The organism is Draconibacterium sediminis, assembly GCF_000949475.1.
In the GTDB taxonomy this organism is placed as follows: Bacteria; Bacteroidota; Bacteroidia; order Bacteroidales; family Prolixibacteraceae; genus Draconibacterium; species Draconibacterium sediminis.
Genome location: NZ_JRHC01000003.1, coordinates 92,289 through 114,083, shown reverse-complemented (window position 1 = coordinate 114,083; position 21,795 = coordinate 92,289). Strand labels below are relative to the sequence as shown.

Here is a 21,795-nt window from a genome sequence, read left to right as displayed (position 1 = left end):
CACTGGTTGCTGCGACTGAAAACTGAGACTGCCCACTGAGCTCTAAACTTTTGACTTCATCAAAAGTTACTTCAATGTTAACGCAAAACAGACATTTCGGTATTATTCTTCTTTTTTTAATAAAAAAGCCCCATTTCATTTTCATTTTAAAATAATATTTTCATATTTGCAGGAAATCATAAGCAAATGACAAAAAATATCAACATTTCTATTCTTAACCTCCTCATTGGTATTCTTCTTCTAACAAGACAGAAATGAGAATGGTGTGTTGATTAACGATATTGGAATAAAGAAGCCATTCTCACATTGAGGATGGCTTTTTTCATGATAGATACGTACATAGCTTAAAAGAAAAATAACATAAATAGACAACAAATCATGAGCGACAGACTTTACATTTTCGACACAACTTTGAGGGACGGTGAACAGGTCCCCGGTTGCCAGTTGAACACGGTAGAAAAGATTGAAGTTGCCAAAGCTTTGCAGGAATTGGGAGTTGATGTAATTGAAGCAGGATTCCCCATTTCGAGCCCCGGCGATTTTGAATCGGTAGTAGAGATTTCGAAAGCGGTTACATGGCCAACGATTACAGCCTTAACCCGCGCAGTACAAAAAGATATTGATGTTGCAGCCGAATCACTCAAGTACGCCAAAAAAGGTCGTATCCACACCGGAATCGGAACATCTGACTTTCATATTTACCACAAACTCAACTCAAATCCCGATGCCATTATCGAGCGTGGTGTTGAGGCGGTGAAATACGCAAAAAAATACGTTGAAGATGTAGAGTTTTACGCTGAAGATGCCGGCCGTACCGATAACGAGTACCTGGCCCGCGTAATTGAGGCAGTAATTAAAGCCGGTGCTACGGTTGTAAATATTCCCGACACTACCGGTTACACCTTGCCACACGAATTTGGTGCAAAAATCAAATACCTGGTTGACAACGTGCCTAATATTCATAAAGCGATTATTTCAACGCACTGTCATAACGATTTGGGAATGGCAACTGCGAACACTATTTCAGGAATCCTGAATGGTGCACGCCAGGCAGAGGTTACCATTAACGGTATTGGCGAACGTGCGGGTAACACTTCTTTAGAGGAAGTGGTAATGACTTTGAAAACGCATTACAAAACACTGGGAATTGAAACCGGTGTAAATACTAAGAAAATTTACGGAACAAGCCGTTTGGTTTCTACTTTAATGAACATGCCTGTTCAGCCAAACAAAGCTGTTGTTGGACGTAATGCTTTTGCTCACTCATCAGGTATCCACCAGGATGGCGTGTTGAAAAACCGCGAGAACTACGAGATCATGGATCCGGTAGAAGTGGGTATCAACGAATCGGCAATTTTATTGACTGCCCGAAGTGGCCGCGCCGCGTTGAAACACCGTTTAGAGTTATTAGGTTTCGAATTGGACAAAGAAAAGCTTGACGAAGTTTACGAAGAGTTTTTGAAATTGGCCGACAAGAAAAAAGACATCCGTGATGACGATATCGCGTTGTTGGTTGGCGATGCAACGCGCAAGGAGCACCGTATTAAGTTGGATTACTTACAGGTTGTTACCGGAAAAAGTTTAAAACCAATGGCAACAGTTCGTCTGAATATTTCAGGAGAAAAATTCGATGCCACTTCGGATGGAAACGGTCCGGTTGACGCAGCCATTAAAGCGGTTAAAAAGATCATTCATCGTCAGGTTGTTATCGAGGAATTCCTGGTACAGGCCATTACCCGCGGAAGCGATGATATTGGTAAAGTACACATGCAGGTGGAATACGAAGACGGAATCTATCATGGATTTGGTGCACACACCGATATTATTACTGCTTCGGTTGAGGCCTTTTTGGATGCCATCAATAAATTACCGGCAGCATTGTAATTAAATACGGATAAAAGATGTAGACAATTCATCCCCCTTTATCCCCCTTCGAAGGGGAATGCGACGAAGGAGCAGGGGAATGAGTGTTAAAAAGAATAAAAGTTGAATCCATATAATAGATGGAAAGAAATCATGACAGCAAAAACATTATTTGATAAAATTTGGGATGCACACGTGGTGAAGAAGGTTGAAGGTGGCCCAAATGTATTGTATATCGACCGTCACTTTATTCATGAAGTAACGAGTCCGGTTGCCTTTTTAGGATTGAAAAACCGCGGATTGAAAGTATATCGTCCGGATCAGACCACAGCTACCCCCGACCATAACGTACCTACTATCAACCAGCACCTGTCGATTAAAGACGAACTTTCGCGCAACCAGGTTGACATGTTGAAAAAGAACTGCGATGAAAACGGTATCGTTTATCACGGACTGGGAACTGAAGGTCACGGTGTGGTGCACATTATCGGCCCCGAAATGGGATTAACCCAGCCGGGAATGACCATCGTTTGTGGCGACAGTCACACTTCTACACACGGAGCTTTTGGAGCCATTGCTTTTGGTATTGGTACCAGCGAAGTGGAAATGGTTTTGGCCAGCCAGTGTATTATGCAGCCTAAACCAAAGAAAATGCGCATCACCGTTAACGGTACTTTAGATAAAGGTGTAACTGCAAAGGATATTGCTCTTTACATTATTTCTAAAATTTCAACCAGTGGTGGTACCGGTCACTTTATCGAGTATGCAGGTTCGGCAATCACCAGCCTGTCGATGGAAGGCCGTATGACACTTTGTAACCTGAGTATTGAAAGTGGTGCCCGCGGTGGTATGATCGCCCCCGATGAAACAACTTTCAACTACGTAAAAGGTCGTCAGTTTGCACCAAAAGGTGAAGAATGGGACAAAGCCATGGAAAAATGGGCGGAGTTAAAATCAGACGAAGATGCAGTTTTTGATACGGATTACACTTTTGATGCTGCTGATATTGAGCCGATGATCACTTACGGAACCAACCCGGGAATGGGAATTGGTGTTTCGCAGACGATTCCAACATCGGAAGGTTTGTCAGGAACAGATAAAACAACGTATCAGAAATCGTTGCAATACATGGGATACAACGAAGGCGATGCCATGAAAGGCAAACCGGTTGATTTCGTATTCCTGGGAAGCTGTACCAACGGCCGTATCGAAGACTTCCGCGAATTTGCCGCTTTTGTAAAAGGAAAGAAAAAAGCCGACAACGTTACTGCATGGTTGGTACCGGGATCAAAAGCAGTGCAAAACCAGATTGAAGCAGAAGGACTTGTTCCAATATTAGAGGAAGCAGGTTTTGAATTGCGTCAACCGGGGTGTTCAGCATGTCTGGCAATGAACGACGATAAAATACCTACAGGTAAATATTCGGTATCAACTTCGAACAGAAACTTTGAAGGCCGCCAGGGACCGGGTGCCCGTACTTTGCTTGCCAGCCCGTTAACTGCAGCAGCAGCAGCAGTTTCAGGTGTTATTGCTGACCCAAGAGAAATGATGTAGAACCGCACAGCGCAAAGCGCACAGAGCGAAGCGAAAAAAATCGCTAAGCACTCTGCTCTTAGCACTCTGCAAAAATTGTAAAAAATGGCATACGATAAATTTTCAATAATAAATACTTCGGCAGTACCTCTGCCCTACGAAAATGTAGATACCGACCAGATCATTCCTGCACGTTTCCTGAAAGCAGTTGAACGTAAAGGATTTGGCGATAACCTTTTCCGCGACTGGCGGTATGAAAACGATGGAAGTCCGAAGGCTGATTTCCCGTTGAACAACCCAAAATATTCAGGTAAAATCCTGGTTGGCGGTAAAAACTTTGGTAGCGGATCGAGCCGCGAGCACGCCGCATGGGCCATCTACGATTATGGTTTCCGTGTAGTGGTTTCAAGCTTTTTCGCCGACATTTTTAAAGGAAATGCATTGAACAACGGACTGTTACCGGTTGTTGTTTCACCAGAGTTCCTTGAGAAAATCTTTGATCAGATAGAAAAAGATGCAGATTCAACTTTTGAAGTCGATCTTCCAAATCAAAAATTCACCATAACAGCTACTGGTGAGTCGACTGATTTCGAGATCAATCCGTACAAAAAGCATTGTTTGCAAAACGGATTGGACGATATCGACTACCTCGTTGAAATGAAGGATCAAATAGCAGAATTTGAACAGGCTTAAATCTATGGAGGGTTTCACCGATTGTGAAGCCCTCTATACATAACAGACAGACAAAAATGACAGGCAAAGCAGTAGAAATTTCAGGTAAGCGCCTGACCATTATGGATACCACCCTTCGCGATGGAGAACAAACCTCCGGGGTTTCGTTCAGCGAAGGGGAAAAACTAAGTGTAGCCAAGGTGCTGCTTGAGGATGTGAAAGTAGACCGCATTGAAATTGCCTCGGCAAGGGTGTCGGAAGGAGAATTTAAAGGCACTCAAAAGGTAATGAATTGGGCGGCTCAGAAAGGTCACCTCGATAAAATTGAGGTACTTGGATTTGTTGATGGAAAAATTTCGCTGGAGTGGATTGCCAAAGCCGGAGGGAAAGTGATTAACCTGCTGTGCAAGGGATCGTATAAACACGTTACCGAGCAACTGCGGAAAACGCCGGAACAGCATGTTGACGACATCAAACAGGTACTAAACTATGCCGACGAAATGGGAATCAGGGTAAACATTTACCTTGAAGACTGGTCGAACGGTATGCGCAGCTCAAAGGACTACGTTCATTTTATGATAGCGAGCCTGAAAGATGAAAAGGTGGAGCGTTTTATGCTTCCCGATACATTAGGCATCCTCGATCCGGACGAGACTTACGATTTCTGCCACGAAATGATCGAAAGCTTTCCTGACGTAGAATTCGATTTTCATGCGCACAACGACTACGACCTGGCCATTGCTAACGTATTTCATGCACTTAAAGCCGGAATTCGTTGTATCCACACCACGGTTAACGGACTGGGTGAACGTGCCGGTAACGCTCCCCTTTCGAGTGTTATTGCCACCATAAAAGATCACCTGAAAATGAAAACCCGTGTGAATGAAGCTCAGTTAAATAAGGTTTCGAAACTGGTTGAATCATTTTCTGGAATTCGTATTCCAACCAACAAACCATTGATTGGTGAATTTGTGTTTACCCAATGTAGCGGAATTCATGCCGACGGCGACAGTAAAAACAATCTGTATTTCAACGACTTGCTACCGGAACGTTTTGGCCGGACACGCCAGTACGCTTTGGGAAAAACTTCGGGCAAAGCCAACATCAGAAAGAACCTGGAAGACCTTGGCATTGAGCTGGACAAAGAATCGCTGAAAAAAGTTACCGATAAGGTTATTGAACTGGCCGACCAAAAAGAAACCATCACCAGCGACGAGTTGCCATACATTGTTGCCGATGTTCTGGAGAATGATCTTTTTGATCAACGTGTAAAAGTGGTGAATTACTCGATAAGTTACACTATGGGTTTGCGCCCGATGGCCAATGTTTCGCTTGAAATTGACGGAAAGATTTACGAGGAATACAGCGATGGCGACGGACAATACGACGCATTTGTAAAAGCTTTGCGGAAGATTTATGAACGTCTCGACAAAGCATTCCCGATGCTGGTTGACTATGTGGTAACCATTCCTCCGGGCGGTAACACCAATGCCCTGGTTGAAACAGTTATTACCTGGCGCAACGATCACGAATTTAAGACTAAAGGTTTGCATCCTGATCAGAACGCCGCTGCAATTCTGGCAACAACCCGAATGTTGAACATTATTGAAAACGAGTTCAACTCCACAAAACTGGAAGAATTAAAAAACGAAAAATAAAAACGACCTCGGACCTGCAGTTTTGTGTGTCCGAAAACTTTTAAGAAAATGAAACTTAACATTGCATTATTGCCCGGCGACGGGATTGGTCCTGAAATAGTTGATCAGGCCATGAAAGCAGTGAAAGCTGTTGCAAATAAATTTAATCACGAATTAGAATACACCGAGGCACTAACAGGTGCCATTGCCATCGACACAGTTGGAGATCCGTATCCGGAAGAAACGCACGAATTGTGTATGAAATCGGATGCTGTGCTTTTTGGTGCTATTGGCGACCCAAAATTCGACAACAACCCAAAAGCGCCGGTTCGTCCTGAGCAGGGATTGCTGGCCATGCGTAAGAAGTTGGGACTATATGCCAACATCCGCCCGGTAGAAACTTTTGAATCGTTGTTGCACAAATCGCCACTTCGCCGCGAATTGGTTGAAGGTGCTGATTTTGTTTGCATCCGCGAATTAACCGGTGGAATGTATTTCGGCGAAAAAGGTCGTAAAGACGATGGAAATACGGCTTTCGACACTTGTATTTACACTCGCGAAGAAGTTGAGCGTATCTTGAAACTGGGTTACGAATTTGCTGCCAAACGCAACAAAAAACTTACTGTGGTTGACAAAGCCAACGTATTGGAAAGCTCGCGTTTATGGCGTGAAGTTGCCCAGGAAATGGCTCCAAATTATCCTGATATCCAAACAGAGTACATGTTTGTGGATAATGCTGCAATGCAAATTATTCAGTGGCCAAAGAACTTTGATGTAATGGTAACTGAAAACATGTTTGGTGATATTCTTACCGACGAGGCCAGTGTAATTACCGGATCGCTTGGATTGCTGCCTTCTGCATCGGTTGGTATCCACACTTCGGTATTCGAGCCCATCCACGGTTCATATCCGCAGGCTGCAGGTAAAAACATTGCTAATCCAATTGCAACCATCCTTTCGGCAGCCATGATGTTCGAATATGCTTTCGACCTGAAAGAAGAAGGTAAATTGATCCGCGATGCTGTTGCAGCGTCAATGGCTGAAGGTTTTGTTACCGAAGACATTGCTGAAGGACCGGCACAAAGTACATCGGCAGTTGGCGACTGGATCGCTCACTGGATCGAAAAGAACTAAGAATATGCGGTTTTTAACCGCCTTCTATAAAAATAACCGATCTCTCTGGAGATCGGTTATTTTTTTGTTCCATATTTTATGTATCCGTCAGCTGAAGCTGACGGCAAAAGATATCCAAATCTCAGAAATAAAAATGAAATACATTTATCCTTTGCCGTTGGTTTTAACCAACGGAATAATAATATAGTTCAGACTCCCGGCTTTAGCCACTAATCTTCTAAAAATTATATCTTTTGAAAAACTGATCAACCTCGTCTTCCCATGTCAATCTTCTGTGATGTTCATCCTGATTTTTTATATATTCTCTCACTCTCACCACATGTGATTGACTTACTGAAACAGCGAAATAATCATCCTGCCAATAAAATTTTACCGGCATCACATTCATTTTATTAATCCAATACGAACTCTCACCTTTCAGTTGCTGCATTACATCTGCTATAGTCTGTTTTCTACCAAGATTTATTAGTGCATGCACATGATCTTTATGAAGATTAATGTAATCGAGAACAATACCTTTTTCACTTGCCTTTTCCCTTATATGATTAAGAAGAACAGGTCGAAAGGTATTCGAAATGATACATTCACGATTTTTTGTAGACCAAACACAATGGAGCCAAATTGTTGTGTATGACATGTGATTGAGATTAAATATTTAGTCTAATGTACAAAATTGTTTTGGACTGAAGCCCTTAGATCTGCACCTTATCATCCGTCAGCTAAAGCTGACGGCAAAAAATAGCAATTGAGAAGATTTAACTATACCGACTCCGGTTCTATCTTCTTCCAGATAACCGAAAAATCCCAATCTAAAATCAGTTTAAAAACCACCAGCAAAACTACCGATGAGAGCACTAAAACCAGCGATTCTTTAACAGGATCAGTTTCCTGTTGGAAAAACAACGCCGGAACTTGTATCGCTGATTCTTTACTGGTAACCAATAGTGCGCCCAGTGTATTATTAACGGCATGTATTCCAATGGCTAATTCAATTCCGTCATCAAGAACTGCTGTGATTGCGAATGCAACACCAAAAACAAAGTACGAGGGCATCATCATCCAGAAGCCGTGTTCTTTCACTTCGGGATTGGCGGCATGTAATAACGCAAACAGAACCGAAGGTATCAGAATAACTGCCCAGCGGCGTTTTGTCCATCCGGCAACTCCCTGCGCCAGATAACCACGAAAGATAAATTCTTCGGTGCCCGACTGAATTGGAATTAACAGTACAGCCACAAAAACCAGGGGAATAAATGCAGCCGGATCAAAACGAAACTCGAGTTCTTCGGGACTTATAGCTAACTGCGCGAAGAATAATATCAACATAATTGCACCCCACACAACAACGCCCAACCAAAACCTGTTCCACCTGAAAGCTTGTCCTCCGTTCACCACATCTTTTGAAGTTCGTTGATGAAACGACTTTATCAAAACAATGGCCAAAACAAGTGTTACTATAAATGGAATAACCATTAGTGCTAAGCCAAGGCTGGGATTAATTCCATAAGCCGATAAATCCATCGGGTTCTCTGGTGTTGCTACCTGCCCCCCATTCTTCGCAATGGATATTCCCATTACAACAATAAGCGGAATAGCACCAACTATTTGCCCAACGCCCAGGGCCACAAGAATTACCACTACAAATTTCCACCATTGATTTTCGCCATCGAAAGCGCGTGATAAATGTTTCATTTCTTTTCAATTTTTTTTGAAGGTTTTAAGTGTTAGCGAAGTTAGAACATTTTGTTAAACGGTCAAGCAAAAGTTATCGTTCTAAAATATACATTTCTGATTAACGGTACTCTCCTATCCTAAACCAAAAAAAATTGCATTAAAAATGCTCCCCCTATTTTATTTCTGAAAAACATTTACTTACTTTGTATTTCAAAGTACTTTCATGATGAACGAATCAGAAAAGCTGTTAAGCGAATTAAAAGACATCCGCAACATTATGGAGCGCTCAAGCCGCTTCCTGTCACTAAGCGGACTATCAGGAATAATGGTGGGTATCTATGCGCTGATTGGTGCTTTTTTTGCCTACCGCATCGTTTATATTCAATTTCCATCCGATGCCAGGCAGGAATACATAAACGACACACTAACGTCTATCTTTATAATCGGTATTACGGTACTCGTTCTTTCGCTATTCACCATTTACGTTTTAACGGTAAAACAGGCTAAAAAGGAGCAAAAACCCATTTGGGGACCGGGCTCAAAACTGCTACTCATCAATCTGCTTATTCCTTTGGCCACAGGTGGAATACTAACCACGATACTGGCATTACGTGGATACTACGGTGTTGTAAGTCCGTGTTTCCTTATTTTTTACGGATTGGCATTGGTAAACGCGGCAAAATATACCCGTCCCGAGATTTTAAGTCTTGGTTTGGTTGAGATCGTATTAGGATTACTTGCAGCAATATTTCCTGGATATGGGCTTTATTTCTGGGCCATTGGTTTTGGGATCCTTCATATTATTTACGGATTTATGTTCTTAAATCGTGAAAACAAAAATTCAGAAGCGTGAAGAATCCGATTCAAAATCTGAATAAAGCCTTTGAGAACAAAGTGAGGCTGGGCGTTATGGCTGCTTTGATGGTGAATTCGCGCTTAAGTTTTAACGAACTGAAAGACCTGCTCGAATTAACCGATGGCAATCTGGCCAGCCACATTAAAGCATTGGAAAAGGAAAAATTCATTTCGGTGAATAAAACCTTTGTGGGCAAAAAGCCCAACACTACCTACGCCGTTACATCAAGCGGTAGTAAAGCTTTTGAGCTGCATTTAAAAGCATTGGAAGATCTAATAAAAAATCAAAATATTACAAACAAATAATTTTTTTTATCATTCTACTTTGTACCTCAAAGTACTTTCAAAACAATTAAACATGGAAAAACAAGAAAACATTTTAGACCGCCTTGGAATCAGATTCCACAGAACATTGTCGTTCAAACTTTTAGTAATCGGGATGCTAATCATTATTCTGCTGATACCCAAAGTAATGATAATGGAGCTAATTGGCGAGCGCCAGAGCAATTCCTTTCAGGTTGTGGACGAAGTGATGTGCAAATGGTCGAACGAACAGCTCATTAGTGGCCCCGTACTCTTTGTTCCTTTTAAAAAGAAAATTTACAACGAGGAGGAAGACACGTACAACGAAGTAACACGTTACGCCACTTTCCTGCCAAAAGAATTATCGGTGAACGGAACATTGCTACCCAAACAATTGCAGCGCAGCATTTACAATGTTGATGTTTACGAGGCAGAACTTGCGATAACCGGAAATTTTAAAGACATCGATCTGGAGAAACAAAACATCGAATCTTCGGATATAATGTGGGAAGATGCCCAGTTGCAATTATCAATTAGCGACCTGAGAGGTATAAACAAAGGGCTGGAACTGAACTGGAACGACAAAGCCTATACATTTTCGCCCGGGAAAGCTTCATCGCCAATCGGACACAGCGGTGTTTCCATTCCGTTGAAAGAGATTTATACCAGCAACCTGAACGGAGCATTTACTATTAAACTGCAGTTAAAAGGCAGCCAAAACCTGATGTTCACTCCGCTGGGCGAACAAACCTCAGTTCATTTGGAGTCGACCTGGAACGATCCGGGTTTTACAGGCAATTACCTGCCTGCCGACCGTAATGTGGATGACAATGGTTTTCAGGCCGACTGGAGCGTATTGCATTTTAACCGCAACTATCCGCAACAATGGATAAGCACCAACCAATCCTTAAATCAAAACGACATTGAAAATTCAAAATTCGGTGTTGAAATGGTGAGCCTTGCCGATCATTATCAAAAAAACATCCGCAGCGCGAAATACGCTATCCTCATCATTATCATCACTTTTGTGGTTTTCTTTATGTTCGAAGTGCTGTCAAAAGAGCGCATTCACCCGTTTCAGTACATTATGGTGGGATCGGCAATCAGCATTTTCTATTTGCTGCTGTTGTCCATTTCCGAGCACCTGGGTTTTAACCTCGCGTATCTTGTTGCTGCGTTGGCAGTAATTATACTGGTGTTCTTTTACACGCGCAGTTTTATGCCAAAACTTAAAAACCAACTGGGAACAAGTTTAGGTTTGGCAGGCTGTTACAGTTTTATTTTTATCCTGCTACAACTCGAATCGTTTGCATTACTAACCGGCAGTATCGGATTATTTGTACTACTGGCTGCATTAATGTATTCAACCCGAAAAGTAAACTGGTATAAAGAATAAGAATCACACATTTCCTCCCGTGGTATTCCGGGAGGAAATGTCAAAAAAATTTCCAGCCATGAAACGAGCATGTATAACATTACCCCCTGAAGGACTATTAAAACACGAGCGAGTTCCATACTATACCGTTAGAAACAAACAATTTTAATAGTATGAAAAACGTCTTTCTAGCAAAAAGGCTACACAGCTTTAAATATGCACTTAACGGACTATGGCACTTATGGAAAAAGGAAATAAATTTTCGAATTCAAATTTTTGCAACTATAACTGTTGTGACCACCTTAAGTCGGCTTGTCGAAATTACCCGAACCAAATGGATGCTGATTACTATTTGTGTTGGAATTGTACTAGGAGCTGAAGCATTTAATTCAGACATCGAGCGCATTTGTGATTTTATTTCTCCGGAGAAAAATAGACAGATCAAAATCATAAAAGATATTTCTGCAGCCGCAGTTTTAATCGTTTCTGTAATGGCGGCAATCATTGGTGTAATTATCTTCTGTTAAAAGTCATAAAATCTATCCGGCGAGCTTGCTTTTAGCGGTGTCCCATATATCTTTGCAAAAAAATTGCATAATGAGCGACACAAAATATTTTCCTCAGTTAAAAGATATAACCACCGCAAAGCACAACCTGTGTGAGATTGTATTACACACCCCCCTTCAAAAAAACCTGAACTTATCAGAAGAATTCGGCGCCAACGTATTTTTGAAACGCGAAGATCTGCAAATCGTTCGTTCCTACAAAATTCGTGGAGCCTATAATAAAATTGCACAACTTTCGGATGACGAGCGCAAAAAAGGGGTGGTTTGCGCCAGTGCCGGAAACCATGCACAGGGTGTTGCCTACTCGTGCCGGCTTTTAGGTATTGAAGGCAAAATTTACATGCCTACTACAACGCCCAAGCAAAAAATCAAACAGGTAAAAATGTTTGGAAAAACGCACGTTGAGGTAGTTATTACCGGCGATACTTACGACGATGCCCACCGTGCAGCTTTGGAAGACTGCCAGAAAACCGGTATGGTATTTATCCATCCGTTCGACGATCCGCAAATTATTGAAGGACAAGCAACCGTGGGGCTGGAGATTTTGCAGGATTCTACCGAAACGATCGACCATTTGTTTATTCCCATCGGAGGTGGTGGTTTGGCGGCCGGTGTTGGAGCCTATATTAAACAAATCAGTCCGAACACAAAAATTATTGGAGTAGAACCTGCGGGTGCACCATCGATGCAAAAGTCGCTGGAAGCCAACAGCGTAATTAAGCTGGAGAACATCGATAAGTTTGTTGACGGTGCAGCTGTTCAGCGCGTTGGCGAAATTACTTTCGAAATATGTAAAAAGGTGGTTGACGAATTTCAATCGGTTCCGGAAGGAAAGATTTGTACTAAAATTCTTGAGCTTTACAACCGCGATGCCATTGTAATTGAGCCGGCAGGAGCACTGTCGATTGCCGCTCTTGATTTTTACCGCGAGCAAATTAAAGGGAAAAATGTAGTTTGTATCGTTAGCGGAAGCAATAACGACATCACCCGCACCGAGGAGATAAAAGAGCGCTCGTTACTTTACGAAGGGCTGAAACATTATTTTATTGTGCGCTTCCCACAACGTGCAGGAGCCCTGCGTACATTTGTTGATGTGGTTCTTGGCCCAACCGACGATGTTACCCATTTTGAATACTCGAAAAAAACAAATCGGGAAAAAGGCCCGGCTGTTATCGGAATTGAGGTGCAGAAAAAAGAAGATTTTCATGGCCTTGTAAAACGTATGGATGAAAACGGTTTTATATACGAGTACCTGAATGAAAAAGCTGATCTCTTTCAGTTTTTAATCTGATCGTTGCTAAAACAAATCAGATAATATGTGAAAAGAGCCATCCGTCAACTGACGGATGGCTCTTTTTGTATATTTCAGCGTAATTATTCTTCTTCAGGAGAAAGGTATTTATACACGATACCGGCCAAAATTGCACCAATTATCGGTGCTACCCAAAACAGCCACAACTGTCCGATCAATTCACCGTTACCGGTAAAAATTGCCTGGCTGGTACTACGTGCCGGGTTTACCGATGTATTGGTAACCGGAATGCTAATTAGGTGAATTAAAGTTAAACACAATCCAATGGCAACACCTGCCAGGTATTTTGGTGCCTTTGAATGTGTTGCGCCCAAAATAACGATCAGAAAGAAAAAGGTAAGCACCACCTCGCAAACCAGGGCTGCAACCATACCATAACCTCCCGGCGAGTAGGCTCCATAACCGTTGGAAGCAAAAGTTCCGATTTCGGCACCGGACTTACCGGTTGCAATAATGTAAAGCACAGCGGCACCGGCAATACCCCCCAGCACCTGGGCTACAATGTAGGGAATAAGCTCCTTGACATCAAAACGGCCGCCAATCCATAAGCCAACCGAAACTGCAGGATTTAAATGACAACCGGAAATATGCCCGATTGCATAAACCATGGTTAAAACGGTTAAACCAAAGGCCAGGGCCACACCGGCAAACCCAATTCCCAACTCCGGGAAAGCGGCTGCGAGCACAGCACTTCCACAACCTCCGAGAACCAACCACATGGTTCCGAAAAATTCAGCAACTAATTTTTTCATACGTTAATTTTTTTATTTGGAAATTCATTTAGAACAAATGCTAAACAATTAAATACGAGCTCTAACTGTTTTGCCAAGAAAAGTTAGGGCAATTGAAAGAAAAAAGCAAATATTTAAAAGACTGCCTCCCGCTCTCCGGAGGCATATAAAACCTGATCTTTTTCAGTTTTTGATTTGATCAATTTCTACAAAACGGATTAAAACCTGGCAATTTTACATTTCAGGCATTGCTCGATGTCAGTTTTGTTTGCTACATCGGCGAAAAAGAATAAATTAGCGACTCCTTAATTAAACCGGCATCAAAATAAAAATCATCACGAAAAGCGAAATCGGTTCTGTGCAGATAGATTTGGTTTTTCAATCCAAAAAAAGGCAATAAAAGGGTATGAAGATTCTGAAAATTAAATTACACTGGCAAATTCTTATCGCACTGATACTGGCTGTATTGTTTGGTTATTTTGCACCAAATGCAACCGATTATACTTCGTGGATGGGTGATATTTTTCTTCGCGCATTAAAAATGGTGATCATTCCGCTGATCCTGAGTTCAATCATCAGTGGAGTAACCAGCATGGGCGAAGGCAGCAACCTCGGAAGGCTGGGATTTAAAACAATGATTTATTACCTGGGAACAAGTACACTGGCCATTTTAACCGGTTTACTTATCGTTAACCTGGTAAAACCCGGCGTTGGTGTAGAGCTTGGATTTACCCAATCGGTAGAAGGCCTGGCCGAACAAGCAGGATCGGTAAAAGATATTCTTTACCGCCTTATTCCGGATAATATTGTTGATGCCATGGCACAGGGAACCATTTTGTCGGTGATCTTTTTTGCCATTGTTTTTGGATACTTTATTACAAAAGTTGACGAAACGTATAAAAATTCCCTAAAAACTTTTTTCGATGCCGTTTTTGAGGTGATGATGAAAGTAACACTGTTTATTATCAAATTCACTCCGCTCGGAATTTTTGGTATCGTTGCCGGAGAAGTAGCGCGCAATTCAGAACAACTGGCCAACATTGCCGGCAGCCTGGCAATTTACAGCTTGTGTGTAATTGCGGGTCTATTGATTCATGCGCTTATCATTCTACCGCTTATTGTACGTTTTATCGGGAAGGCAAAACCATTTGCACACTTAAAAAATATGGCCACTCCCCTGCTTACTGCATTTTCAACATCGTCGTCGAGTGCAACGTTGCCATTAACCATGGAAGCGCTGGAGCACAAAAGCGGCGTATCAAATAAAATTACCAGTTTTACTTTGCCTTTAGGAGCTACGATAAATATGGACGGAACTGCACTTTACGAGTGTATGGCTGCCATGTTTATTGCGCAGGCTTACGGCGTTGATTTGTCGTTTACGCAGCAGGTATTTGTGGTGATTACGGCTCTGCTGGCATCGATTGGTGCCGCCGGAATACCAATGGCAGGACTGGTTATGATTACCGTTGTTCTGACTGCCGTTGGATTGCCACTCGAAGGAATCGGGCTTATTTTAGCCGTTGACCGGATTCTGGATATGTTGCGCACCGCCGTAAACGTGTGGAGCGACAGTTGCGGAGCTGTTACTGTAGCCCGTTCGGAAAATGAGGAAACAACTGTAGCCATTTAAAGGCGGCATTCGTATTTGAACTCTACTTATAATTGGGATTTCCGCTATGCTCCAACTTGAAGCATATTAAAAAGAAACCGGTCCACTTTGGTATCGTCTGCAATAGCCACACCTACGCTTCGGCCTCGGCCGGTGAGCCGGAAATCAAGCGGTGACAGCGTTAAAAAATTACTGATGTTTGAGGAGGTACGACGAGTTTCAGGAATTTTAGTCGTCATCGCGTAGAATTTCCGAGAGAAGCGGACGCAGCCTTGGGTTTTCTGTCTACTCTTTGGGCAAAGCCAAAGAGTAGATTCCGCCTGAAAAGGCAAAAAGGAGGTTTCTTATGCCAGGCTACATCACGACTGCATAAAATTTACAAGCACTGGATATTTTTAATCGCATCTGCGAACAGCGCAAAATCATCTGCAAAAAACACTTTTTAATCTGCATAATTCAGATTCTTTTAAAGTAGTGTAGCTAGACGAATTTATTGGCTTATTGGCAGAAAATCAATGGATTATTCAAATAAATGGTTTACCATTGTATTGTAAATGCATTTAATAATACAATGAAGATCTTTAAGTACCGGGTTCTAAACCACATACTGTTTTGGATATTTATTTTTACTTTTTACACCATTCCGTACCTTCTGTCGGTTGGTTTTGTAATTGAAGCTTTTATAAATATCATCTACATCCCCATCGACATTATCGGCGTTTACATTGTTATCGAATACCTCATTCCGCGTTTTGTATTTAAAAAGCGGCGTTTTGAAATTTTTATTCTTGGCACGGCAATAATCATTGCGCTTAATATTGCCATCTCGCAATTTATAAAACTGAACATCCAACCATTACTGGGATTTTGGGTAGTACGCCGCCCGTTTAGTGCCGAAATGTTCTCGGCCTTGCTTAACAATTTTATGATCATCGGTACAGCCACCGCCTTTAAGCTGTTCAGCTATTCGTACAAATTTCAGTTAACACAATCCGAACTGGAGCGCAAAACCGTGCAATCGGAACTGGGCATTTTACGCTCGCAGGTAAATCCGCACTTCCTTTTTAATGTGCTAAATAATATTGATGCGCTTATTTACGAGGACAAAGAAAAGGCATCGAATGCCATTGTGTTGCTATCGAAAATTATGCGTTACATGTTGCAGGAATCAACACATGAGATGGTGAAACTGGACAAGGAACTCAGTTATATTCAAGACTACCTGGAGCTGGCGAAACTGAGCTTTGCCGATCCTGAATTCTTAAAATTTGAACAAAAAGGAGCACCTAATTCGCAACTTGTACCGCCACTTTTGTTTATCCCGATAATTGAAAATGCGGTGAAACATTGCAATAAACAATCGGAATCGCCCGGTGTAAAAATTAACTTTTCCATTGATAGCGACTGTATTGAACTGCGCACATCGAACATTGTAAAACGCAACAATTTTAAACTGCCCGACAGTGGCACCGGAACGGGATTAAAAAATGTTGAAAAGCGCCTAAAACTCCTTTATGGCAGCAATTTTACTTTTGATATTAAAAAGGATATGGATAAATTTGATGTGCATATAAAAGTGCCGGTATAATAAAAGAGTGTTTTTATGAAAATGAATTGCATAGCTGTTGACGATGAACTTTTGGCTTTAAAAAAGATAGAACGTTTTGCCGAAAAAATTGATTACCTCAATCTATTGGGCACCTTCGATAATGCCTTGTCAACCTTTTCATTTCTGCGCGAGAACAAAGTCGACCTTATTTTCCTCGATATTCAAATGGATGAATTTACCGGCATCCAGTTACTCGAAACCTTAAAAGATCCGCCATACGTAATTTTAACCACTGCCTTCGACGAATATGCCCTAAAAGCCTACGAGTTAGATGTGGTAGATTACCTTTTAAAACCCATTCCTTTCGAGCGTTTTGTAAAAGCCACCGAAAAGGTTTATGCCCGCTTTTTAAAAGACCAGAACAACCATACTCCGGCACCGGCGCAGCAGCCGGCAGAAAATAACGATCACCCGGAATATACTTTCATAAAATCGGGGAATAAAACGGTTAAAGTGTATTTCGATAAGATTTTATACATCGAAGGGCAGCGCGATTACCTGCAAATTCACACCGAAGACAGCCGGATTATGACCCTCCTGAATTTCAAAAAAATGCAGGAATTACTGGATGAGCAGAAATTTATCCGTGTGCATAAATCGTATATCATTTCAATCGATAAGATCGACTACATTGAAAACAATACCATTAAAATAAAAGACAAACTTATTCCGGTTAGCAGCACCTATAAAATTGCTTTCCAAAACCTGCTTCAGAAAAAGAATTTTCTTTAACCAACAGCTCCGGACACCTGTGTTTTTTAACAAAATTTCACGCTTACACTTTTTCAATTTTTATATTTTTGCAGCTGTTTTTTAGAGTTAAAACCAGTTTAAAAACCCAGTAAAAATGAAGCGAGTAATCCAAGTTTTTATTTTGTTTTTTGTTGTGGTAGCGCTAACAAACTGTAAAAAAGCAAACAACAACATTCTGTACGACAAAGCGTACATCGACGAGATTAAAGAAGTTAGAAAAGAACTCTCAACTTATTTGCGAACGAACTTTATTCCGGGGGCACAAATCGCTATTGCCAAAAACGGGAAACTTATTTATTCTGAGGGAATTGGTCGTGCCTCGACCGATCTTGATGTGAAAGTTACCCGTGATACAAAATTCCGGATCGGAGACTTATCCGAAATTTACACCACAATTATTTATTTAAAAATGGTGGAAGACGGCACACTTAATCCCGATTCTACCATACAGCATTATCTCCCTGATTTTCCGGAAAAACGACTTCCGGTTACCATCAAAAATCTTAAAAATCACACCTCGGGATTCAGAGAGATGAACAACACCGAAAATAACTGGCAGGCAACAAATATTACGCTGCAGAAAGGCTTGGAAACGTTTCAGGATGATGAGTTGATGGCACCCCCGGGAGAATTCCACATGGAAAGTCGCCTGAATTTTAACCTGCTTGGCGCTATTATGGAAAAAGCATCGGGAAAGCGGTTTAATGAGTTGCTGCAAGAGTACGTAACCGACACGCTGCATTTCGAAAGTACCTGTCCTGATAATCCGTTTTCAACAATAGAAGGACGCACTAATTTTTACGATCACAATATTATTGCGCAGGTGGTAAACGCCATGACTACCGATTTACGTTGGCGGGCTCCATCTGAAGGGCTTTTATCAAGTGCCGAAGATTTGGTAAAACTCACCGATATCTACTTCAATTCCGATTACCTGAACGACAGCACACGGGCTCATCTTTTTGATCCTGTTGAGCTGAATAACAATCAGGTAGCGCAATTTGCCAACGGTTGGCTAATTTTACGCGACCGCGAAGGAAATGTATTTTACGGTCGCGAAGGATCAGTACACGGAGGTAGTTCGTCTGTGCTTATTTACCCGAAAGAAGAGCTGGTTGTAGCAATTACAACCAACCTTACCCAGGAACGAAGCAATTCTACCATTTTTAAACTGGCCGACATTTTCCTGCCAAAACCGGAGGAAAGCGAGGAATAGAATTTTCTTTTCGGAACTTCAATACACGGGTTTTTATAAAAAGTTTTACTTTAGATATTCAAAACAAGACTTTTTATGGAAACCCTTATTTTTTTGGGAATACTTATTGGACTGGCTGCCGGAATTTTCGGAACGATTTATTATTACAAAAACCGCAACGAGAAACAACTGCACGACCAGTCGGTTATTTTGCTTGACAAAATAAAACAGGTTTGTAAATTAATTACCGTTGAAGGAGAATTCTCGGAACTATACACCCATAGAGATGAGAAACAGTTGTTCTTCAAACTTTTTCAAACCGAAAAACGAGCTTTACTAATTGTAAAAGCCAAAGTGATGATCGGTTTCGATCTCACCAAAATAAACATCGATATAAATCCGCATAAAAAACTAGTGGAGCTATCGCGCTTTCCCGAGCCCGAAATTCTTAGCATCGACAGCGACCTGGAATATTACGACATACAAAAGGGAATAATCAACAAAATAAATGAATCGGATTTGACCAACATGAATAAACGCTCGAAAGAATTTATTCGTGAAAAAGTGGAGGAAAGCCACCTTGTACAAATTGCGAAAGACCAGGCCACCGATACCATAGCTCTTGTACAGCAATTAATTGAATCCGTAGGCTGGCAATTTGAAGCCGAACACCGTAAAATAAGCGCTGCAAAAGTGAAACACCTGTTGAAAGATTAATTGAAATACTGTGCAAAGTATTCCGGCATTTCATCCAGTTCCCTAATCTCAATCTCTTTATAAAAAACCTCTGCCGCCTCGCTTTGCAGCTGTATTTTCCCTTTATCCAATGGCAAGGTTTCGCCATCTTTAATGTAACGCGAGTTACGTAAAACCATTACCACCTCGCCGTTTACCATATGAATGCTGTTTCCATCGTAACAAATCAGTTCCAGCAAGTTCCACTCTCCCGGCGCTTTTTCATAATTTCCGCTACGCAGACAAAAACCCTGAATATCCTCATCCTGCCCCATTGGCAAAAATGGCTGGCTGGCATCGGCAACCGGATTCATGATATATTCGGGAAGGTAAGCGCGTATGTCGATGGCCGAAGTAACCTGGCTCCAGTAATCTCCCAGGTGGCCTTCCATAATCTGGAATTCCTGCGAAAGCATCCATGTGCGCCAGTATTCAGCTCCCAATGGCCCGATGGAATGATATAAAATCCCCGAGTCTTTCAACAGGTTTTTACGCGGATCAAACTTTTTATCGCCCCATTTCATTTTTAGCCGTAAATGATAATTGTGATATTCTTTTTTTGTGATCAGGCAGCCATAAATCTCACCACTTATTTTTAACACATCTTCTCTGTCTTGTTCGGTTACCGTAAAAACATTATACCCTTCTTTATTTAAGCCAATAGGTTCTATTAAGTTGCCGTCGGCATCCTTTGGCTGTTGCCCGTCGTAGCCCAACTGGTGTTTATAACTTAAATACCGGTCCCACTTCGATAGATCTTTATCCATCAACGATTCCCATTCGTTTGATGTATTGCACGACAGGAGTATAACAGTGAAAAAAAGAAGCAGGATTGAATTTTTCATCTTTTATATTGGCTATTTAGTATAAGTATTGTCGATTATTGATTTGAATTCGTTTGCATATTCGAAATTACTCGGCATTATCTGCGTAGCTGTGATAATGATGAGCTGGTCGGTTGGATTGACCCAAAAATTTGTGGAAGCTGCGCCTGCCCAACTGTATTCTCCCGTTTCAAAATCAACAGCTCCTGCCAGTCCGTATCCCTTTTGTCCATTTTCGTAGGTTGCTGTTTCCGGCAATTGGTTACTCATAATCAATTCTACCGTATGCGGTTCCAATATTCTTGCGCCATCCAGTTCGCCTTTGTTCAGCAACATTTTACAAAAACGGGCATAGTCGTCAATGGTTGAAACCAGTCCTCCTCCACCCGAAAAAAGTGTTACGGGCTGTTTAAATACATCTGCAAATAGGTCTTGAGCAGGTGCCAGCATTTTATCCTCACCCTGATTATAAAGCCTACAGAAACGATCGTGCTTTTCTTCCGGCACATAAAAACCGGTATCATCCATTTTTAGCGGTCCAAAAACGTGCTCCTGAAGGTACTCATCAAAAGGTTTTCCTGAAATCACTTCCACGAGGTAACCGGCCACATCAATCGAAAGCCCGTACATCCATTGAGTTCCGGGTTGAAAATTAAGTGGCATATCAGCCAACGCAAGCATTTTGTCTTCCAGCTTTCCATCCCATCCACTTACATCATTTACCCGATAAAGCGAGTCAACATATGATGGATTCCAACCATAAGATATTCCGGAAGTGTGGGTCAGCAAATGCCGAATCGTCATTTCGTTTTCCTGAGGTTCCAAACTAAAACCATTTTCACTGGGTGTGTACACTTTACAATCGGCATATTTTGGAATATAATCCGAAACTTTATCATCCAGGTCAAATTTTCCTTCATCGTATAAAGTCATCAAGGCGACTGCTGTTACGGGTTTGCTCATCGAAAAAATCCGATAAATCGTATTCGTTTCAATAGGTTTCTCATTTTCCCGGTCGGCATAACCTTTGTTCATTCTAAAAACCTCTTCGCCATCTTTAATAATCAGTGCTGAAAAACCGGCCAACTCACCTTTATCAATATACTGCTGAATAAGGTTTTCTGCTGCCGTTAACGAATCGGCGGCAACTGCACCGGTGTTTGTTTTCTGTTCTTTTGGCGTTGAATTACATCCGGTAACAATTAAAACGAGCAAGAATAAAAACGGGAAATAAGCTTTGAAAGATTTCATACGATTTATTTTTATGTTAGTTTATTTTTTGTTTGATAATGTGAAGCACACAATACATTTTCAAATTTATAAAAAAGCGTATCCCAATCGCTTTCACCTTCTAAATTTATGATAATAACACCATATATCAAACTTTTTCAGTTGGCCTTAAACATTGCATG

General features: G+C 41.6%; 20 protein-coding genes. 15 read left to right on the top strand and 5 right to left on the bottom strand.

All coding sequences use genetic code 11. From position 1 onward, the window contains the following. The first annotated feature begins 378 nt into the window (after nt 1–378). The 5 genes from LH29_RS12945 (at nt 379) to leuB (ending at nt 6,839) form a co-directional block, all read left to right on the top strand. Entirely contained in the window at nt 379–1,884 is a 1,506-nt protein-coding gene (locus tag LH29_RS12945) for a 2-isopropylmalate synthase (protein WP_045030487.1), read from the top strand. A 132-nt stretch (nt 1,885–2,016) separates the two neighbouring features. Then, nucleotides 2,017–3,417: a 3-isopropylmalate dehydratase large subunit gene (gene leuC, locus LH29_RS12940; protein ID WP_045030485.1), complete on the top strand. Its 1,401-nt coding sequence runs from the start codon at nt 2,017–2,019 to the stop codon at nt 3,415–3,417. Between the two features lie 84 nt (nt 3,418–3,501). Continuing rightward, nucleotides 3,502–4,089 (top strand): 3-isopropylmalate dehydratase small subunit, encoded by a 588-nt coding sequence (gene leuD / locus LH29_RS12935; RefSeq protein ID WP_045030484.1) that lies wholly within the window; start codon nt 3,502–3,504, stop codon nt 4,087–4,089. 56 nt (nt 4,090–4,145) lie between these two features. Continuing rightward, a complete protein-coding gene (locus tag LH29_RS12930; RefSeq protein ID WP_198152444.1) occupies nt 4,146–5,726 on the top strand; it encodes an alpha-isopropylmalate synthase regulatory domain-containing protein in 1,581 nt (526 codons plus the stop codon). Between the two features lie 48 nt (nt 5,727–5,774). Next, nucleotides 5,775–6,839, top strand: a complete 1,065-nt coding sequence (gene leuB, locus LH29_RS12925; protein ID WP_045030482.1) for a 3-isopropylmalate dehydrogenase — start codon at nt 5,775–5,777, stop codon at nt 6,837–6,839. Nucleotides 6,840–7,056: 217 nt separating this feature from the next. Here leuB and tnpA read toward each other — a convergent pair whose 3' ends face one another. Beyond that, nucleotides 7,057–7,476, bottom strand: coding sequence for an IS200/IS605 family transposase (gene tnpA, locus LH29_RS12920; RefSeq protein ID WP_045030480.1), 420 nt, complete (start codon nt 7,474–7,476; stop codon nt 7,057–7,059). A gap of 122 nt (nt 7,477–7,598) precedes the next feature. Continuing rightward, nucleotides 7,599–8,531, bottom strand: a complete 933-nt coding sequence (locus LH29_RS12915; RefSeq protein ID WP_045030478.1) for a CPBP family intramembrane glutamic endopeptidase — start codon at nt 8,529–8,531, stop codon at nt 7,599–7,601. 205 nt (nt 8,532–8,736) lie between these two features. Between LH29_RS12915 and LH29_RS12910 the strand changes: the two genes are divergently transcribed. The 5 genes from LH29_RS12910 to ilvA all read left to right on the top strand — a co-directional run bounded on the left by LH29_RS12910 (nt 8,737) and on the right by ilvA (nt 12,903). Continuing rightward, nucleotides 8,737–9,366 (top strand): hypothetical protein, encoded by a 630-nt coding sequence (locus LH29_RS12910; protein WP_198152443.1) that lies wholly within the window; start codon nt 8,737–8,739, stop codon nt 9,364–9,366. Next, nucleotides 9,363–9,674 carry a winged helix-turn-helix domain-containing protein gene (locus LH29_RS12905; protein WP_045030474.1) on the top strand — a complete coding sequence of 104 codons (312 nt, stop codon included), beginning with the start codon at nt 9,363–9,365 and terminating at the stop codon, nt 9,672–9,674. The genes LH29_RS12910 and LH29_RS12905 overlap by 4 nt, the downstream gene beginning before the upstream one ends. A 52-nt stretch (nt 9,675–9,726) precedes the next feature. Continuing rightward, complete coding sequence (gene creD, locus LH29_RS12900; RefSeq protein ID WP_045030472.1) at nt 9,727–11,067, top strand: cell envelope integrity protein CreD; 1,341 nt, start codon at nt 9,727–9,729, stop codon at nt 11,065–11,067. A 152-nt stretch (nt 11,068–11,219) separates the two neighbouring features. Further along, nucleotides 11,220–11,573 (top strand): diacylglycerol kinase family protein, encoded by a 354-nt coding sequence (locus tag LH29_RS12895; protein ID WP_045030471.1) that lies wholly within the window; start codon nt 11,220–11,222, stop codon nt 11,571–11,573. Nucleotides 11,574–11,643: 70 nt separating this feature from the next. After that, on the top strand, nt 11,644–12,903 hold the full coding sequence (gene ilvA, locus LH29_RS12890) for a threonine ammonia-lyase (protein WP_045030470.1): 1,260 nt from the start codon (nt 11,644–11,646) through the stop codon (nt 12,901–12,903). A gap of 83 nt (nt 12,904–12,986) precedes the next feature. Here the strand turns inward: ilvA and aqpZ are convergent, their stop codons facing one another. Next, a complete protein-coding gene (gene aqpZ / locus LH29_RS12885; RefSeq protein ID WP_045030469.1) occupies nt 12,987–13,676 on the bottom strand; it encodes an aquaporin Z in 690 nt (229 codons plus the stop codon). 385 nt (nt 13,677–14,061) lie between these two features. Here aqpZ and LH29_RS12880 point away from each other — a divergent pair, with 385 nt between their 5' ends. The 5 genes from LH29_RS12880 to LH29_RS12860 all read left to right on the top strand — a co-directional run bounded on the left by LH29_RS12880 (nt 14,062) and on the right by LH29_RS12860 (nt 19,541). Then, nucleotides 14,062–15,288, top strand: coding sequence for a dicarboxylate/amino acid:cation symporter (locus tag LH29_RS12880; protein ID WP_198152442.1), 1,227 nt, complete (start codon nt 14,062–14,064; stop codon nt 15,286–15,288). 550 nt (nt 15,289–15,838) lie between these two features. Further along, the gene (locus LH29_RS23845) at nt 15,839–16,855 is read left to right on the top strand and encodes a sensor histidine kinase (protein ID WP_052670896.1); all 1,017 of its coding nucleotides are present in this window, start codon (nt 15,839–15,841) and stop codon (nt 16,853–16,855) included. A gap of 15 nt (nt 16,856–16,870) precedes the next feature. Beyond that, entirely contained in the window at nt 16,871–17,608 is a 738-nt protein-coding gene (locus tag LH29_RS12870) for a LytR/AlgR family response regulator transcription factor (protein WP_045030468.1), read from the top strand. A gap of 115 nt (nt 17,609–17,723) precedes the next feature. Continuing rightward, nucleotides 17,724–18,845 (top strand): serine hydrolase domain-containing protein, encoded by a 1,122-nt coding sequence (locus LH29_RS12865; RefSeq protein ID WP_045030466.1) that lies wholly within the window; start codon nt 17,724–17,726, stop codon nt 18,843–18,845. A gap of 75 nt (nt 18,846–18,920) precedes the next feature. Beyond that, entirely contained in the window at nt 18,921–19,541 is a 621-nt protein-coding gene (locus LH29_RS12860) for a DUF4230 domain-containing protein (protein WP_045030463.1), read from the top strand. Here the strand turns inward: LH29_RS12860 and LH29_RS12855 are convergent. Together LH29_RS12855 and LH29_RS12850 are read right to left on the bottom strand one after the other, a co-directional pair. Continuing rightward, on the bottom strand, nt 19,538–20,404 hold the full coding sequence (locus LH29_RS12855; protein WP_045030461.1) for a 3-keto-disaccharide hydrolase: 867 nt from the start codon (nt 20,402–20,404) through the stop codon (nt 19,538–19,540). The genes LH29_RS12860 and LH29_RS12855 overlap by 4 nt on opposite strands. A gap of 12 nt (nt 20,405–20,416) precedes the next feature. Then, entirely contained in the window at nt 20,417–21,634 is a 1,218-nt protein-coding gene (locus tag LH29_RS12850; protein WP_052670894.1) for a serine hydrolase domain-containing protein, read from the bottom strand. Nucleotides 21,635–21,795: the final 161 nt, after the last annotated feature.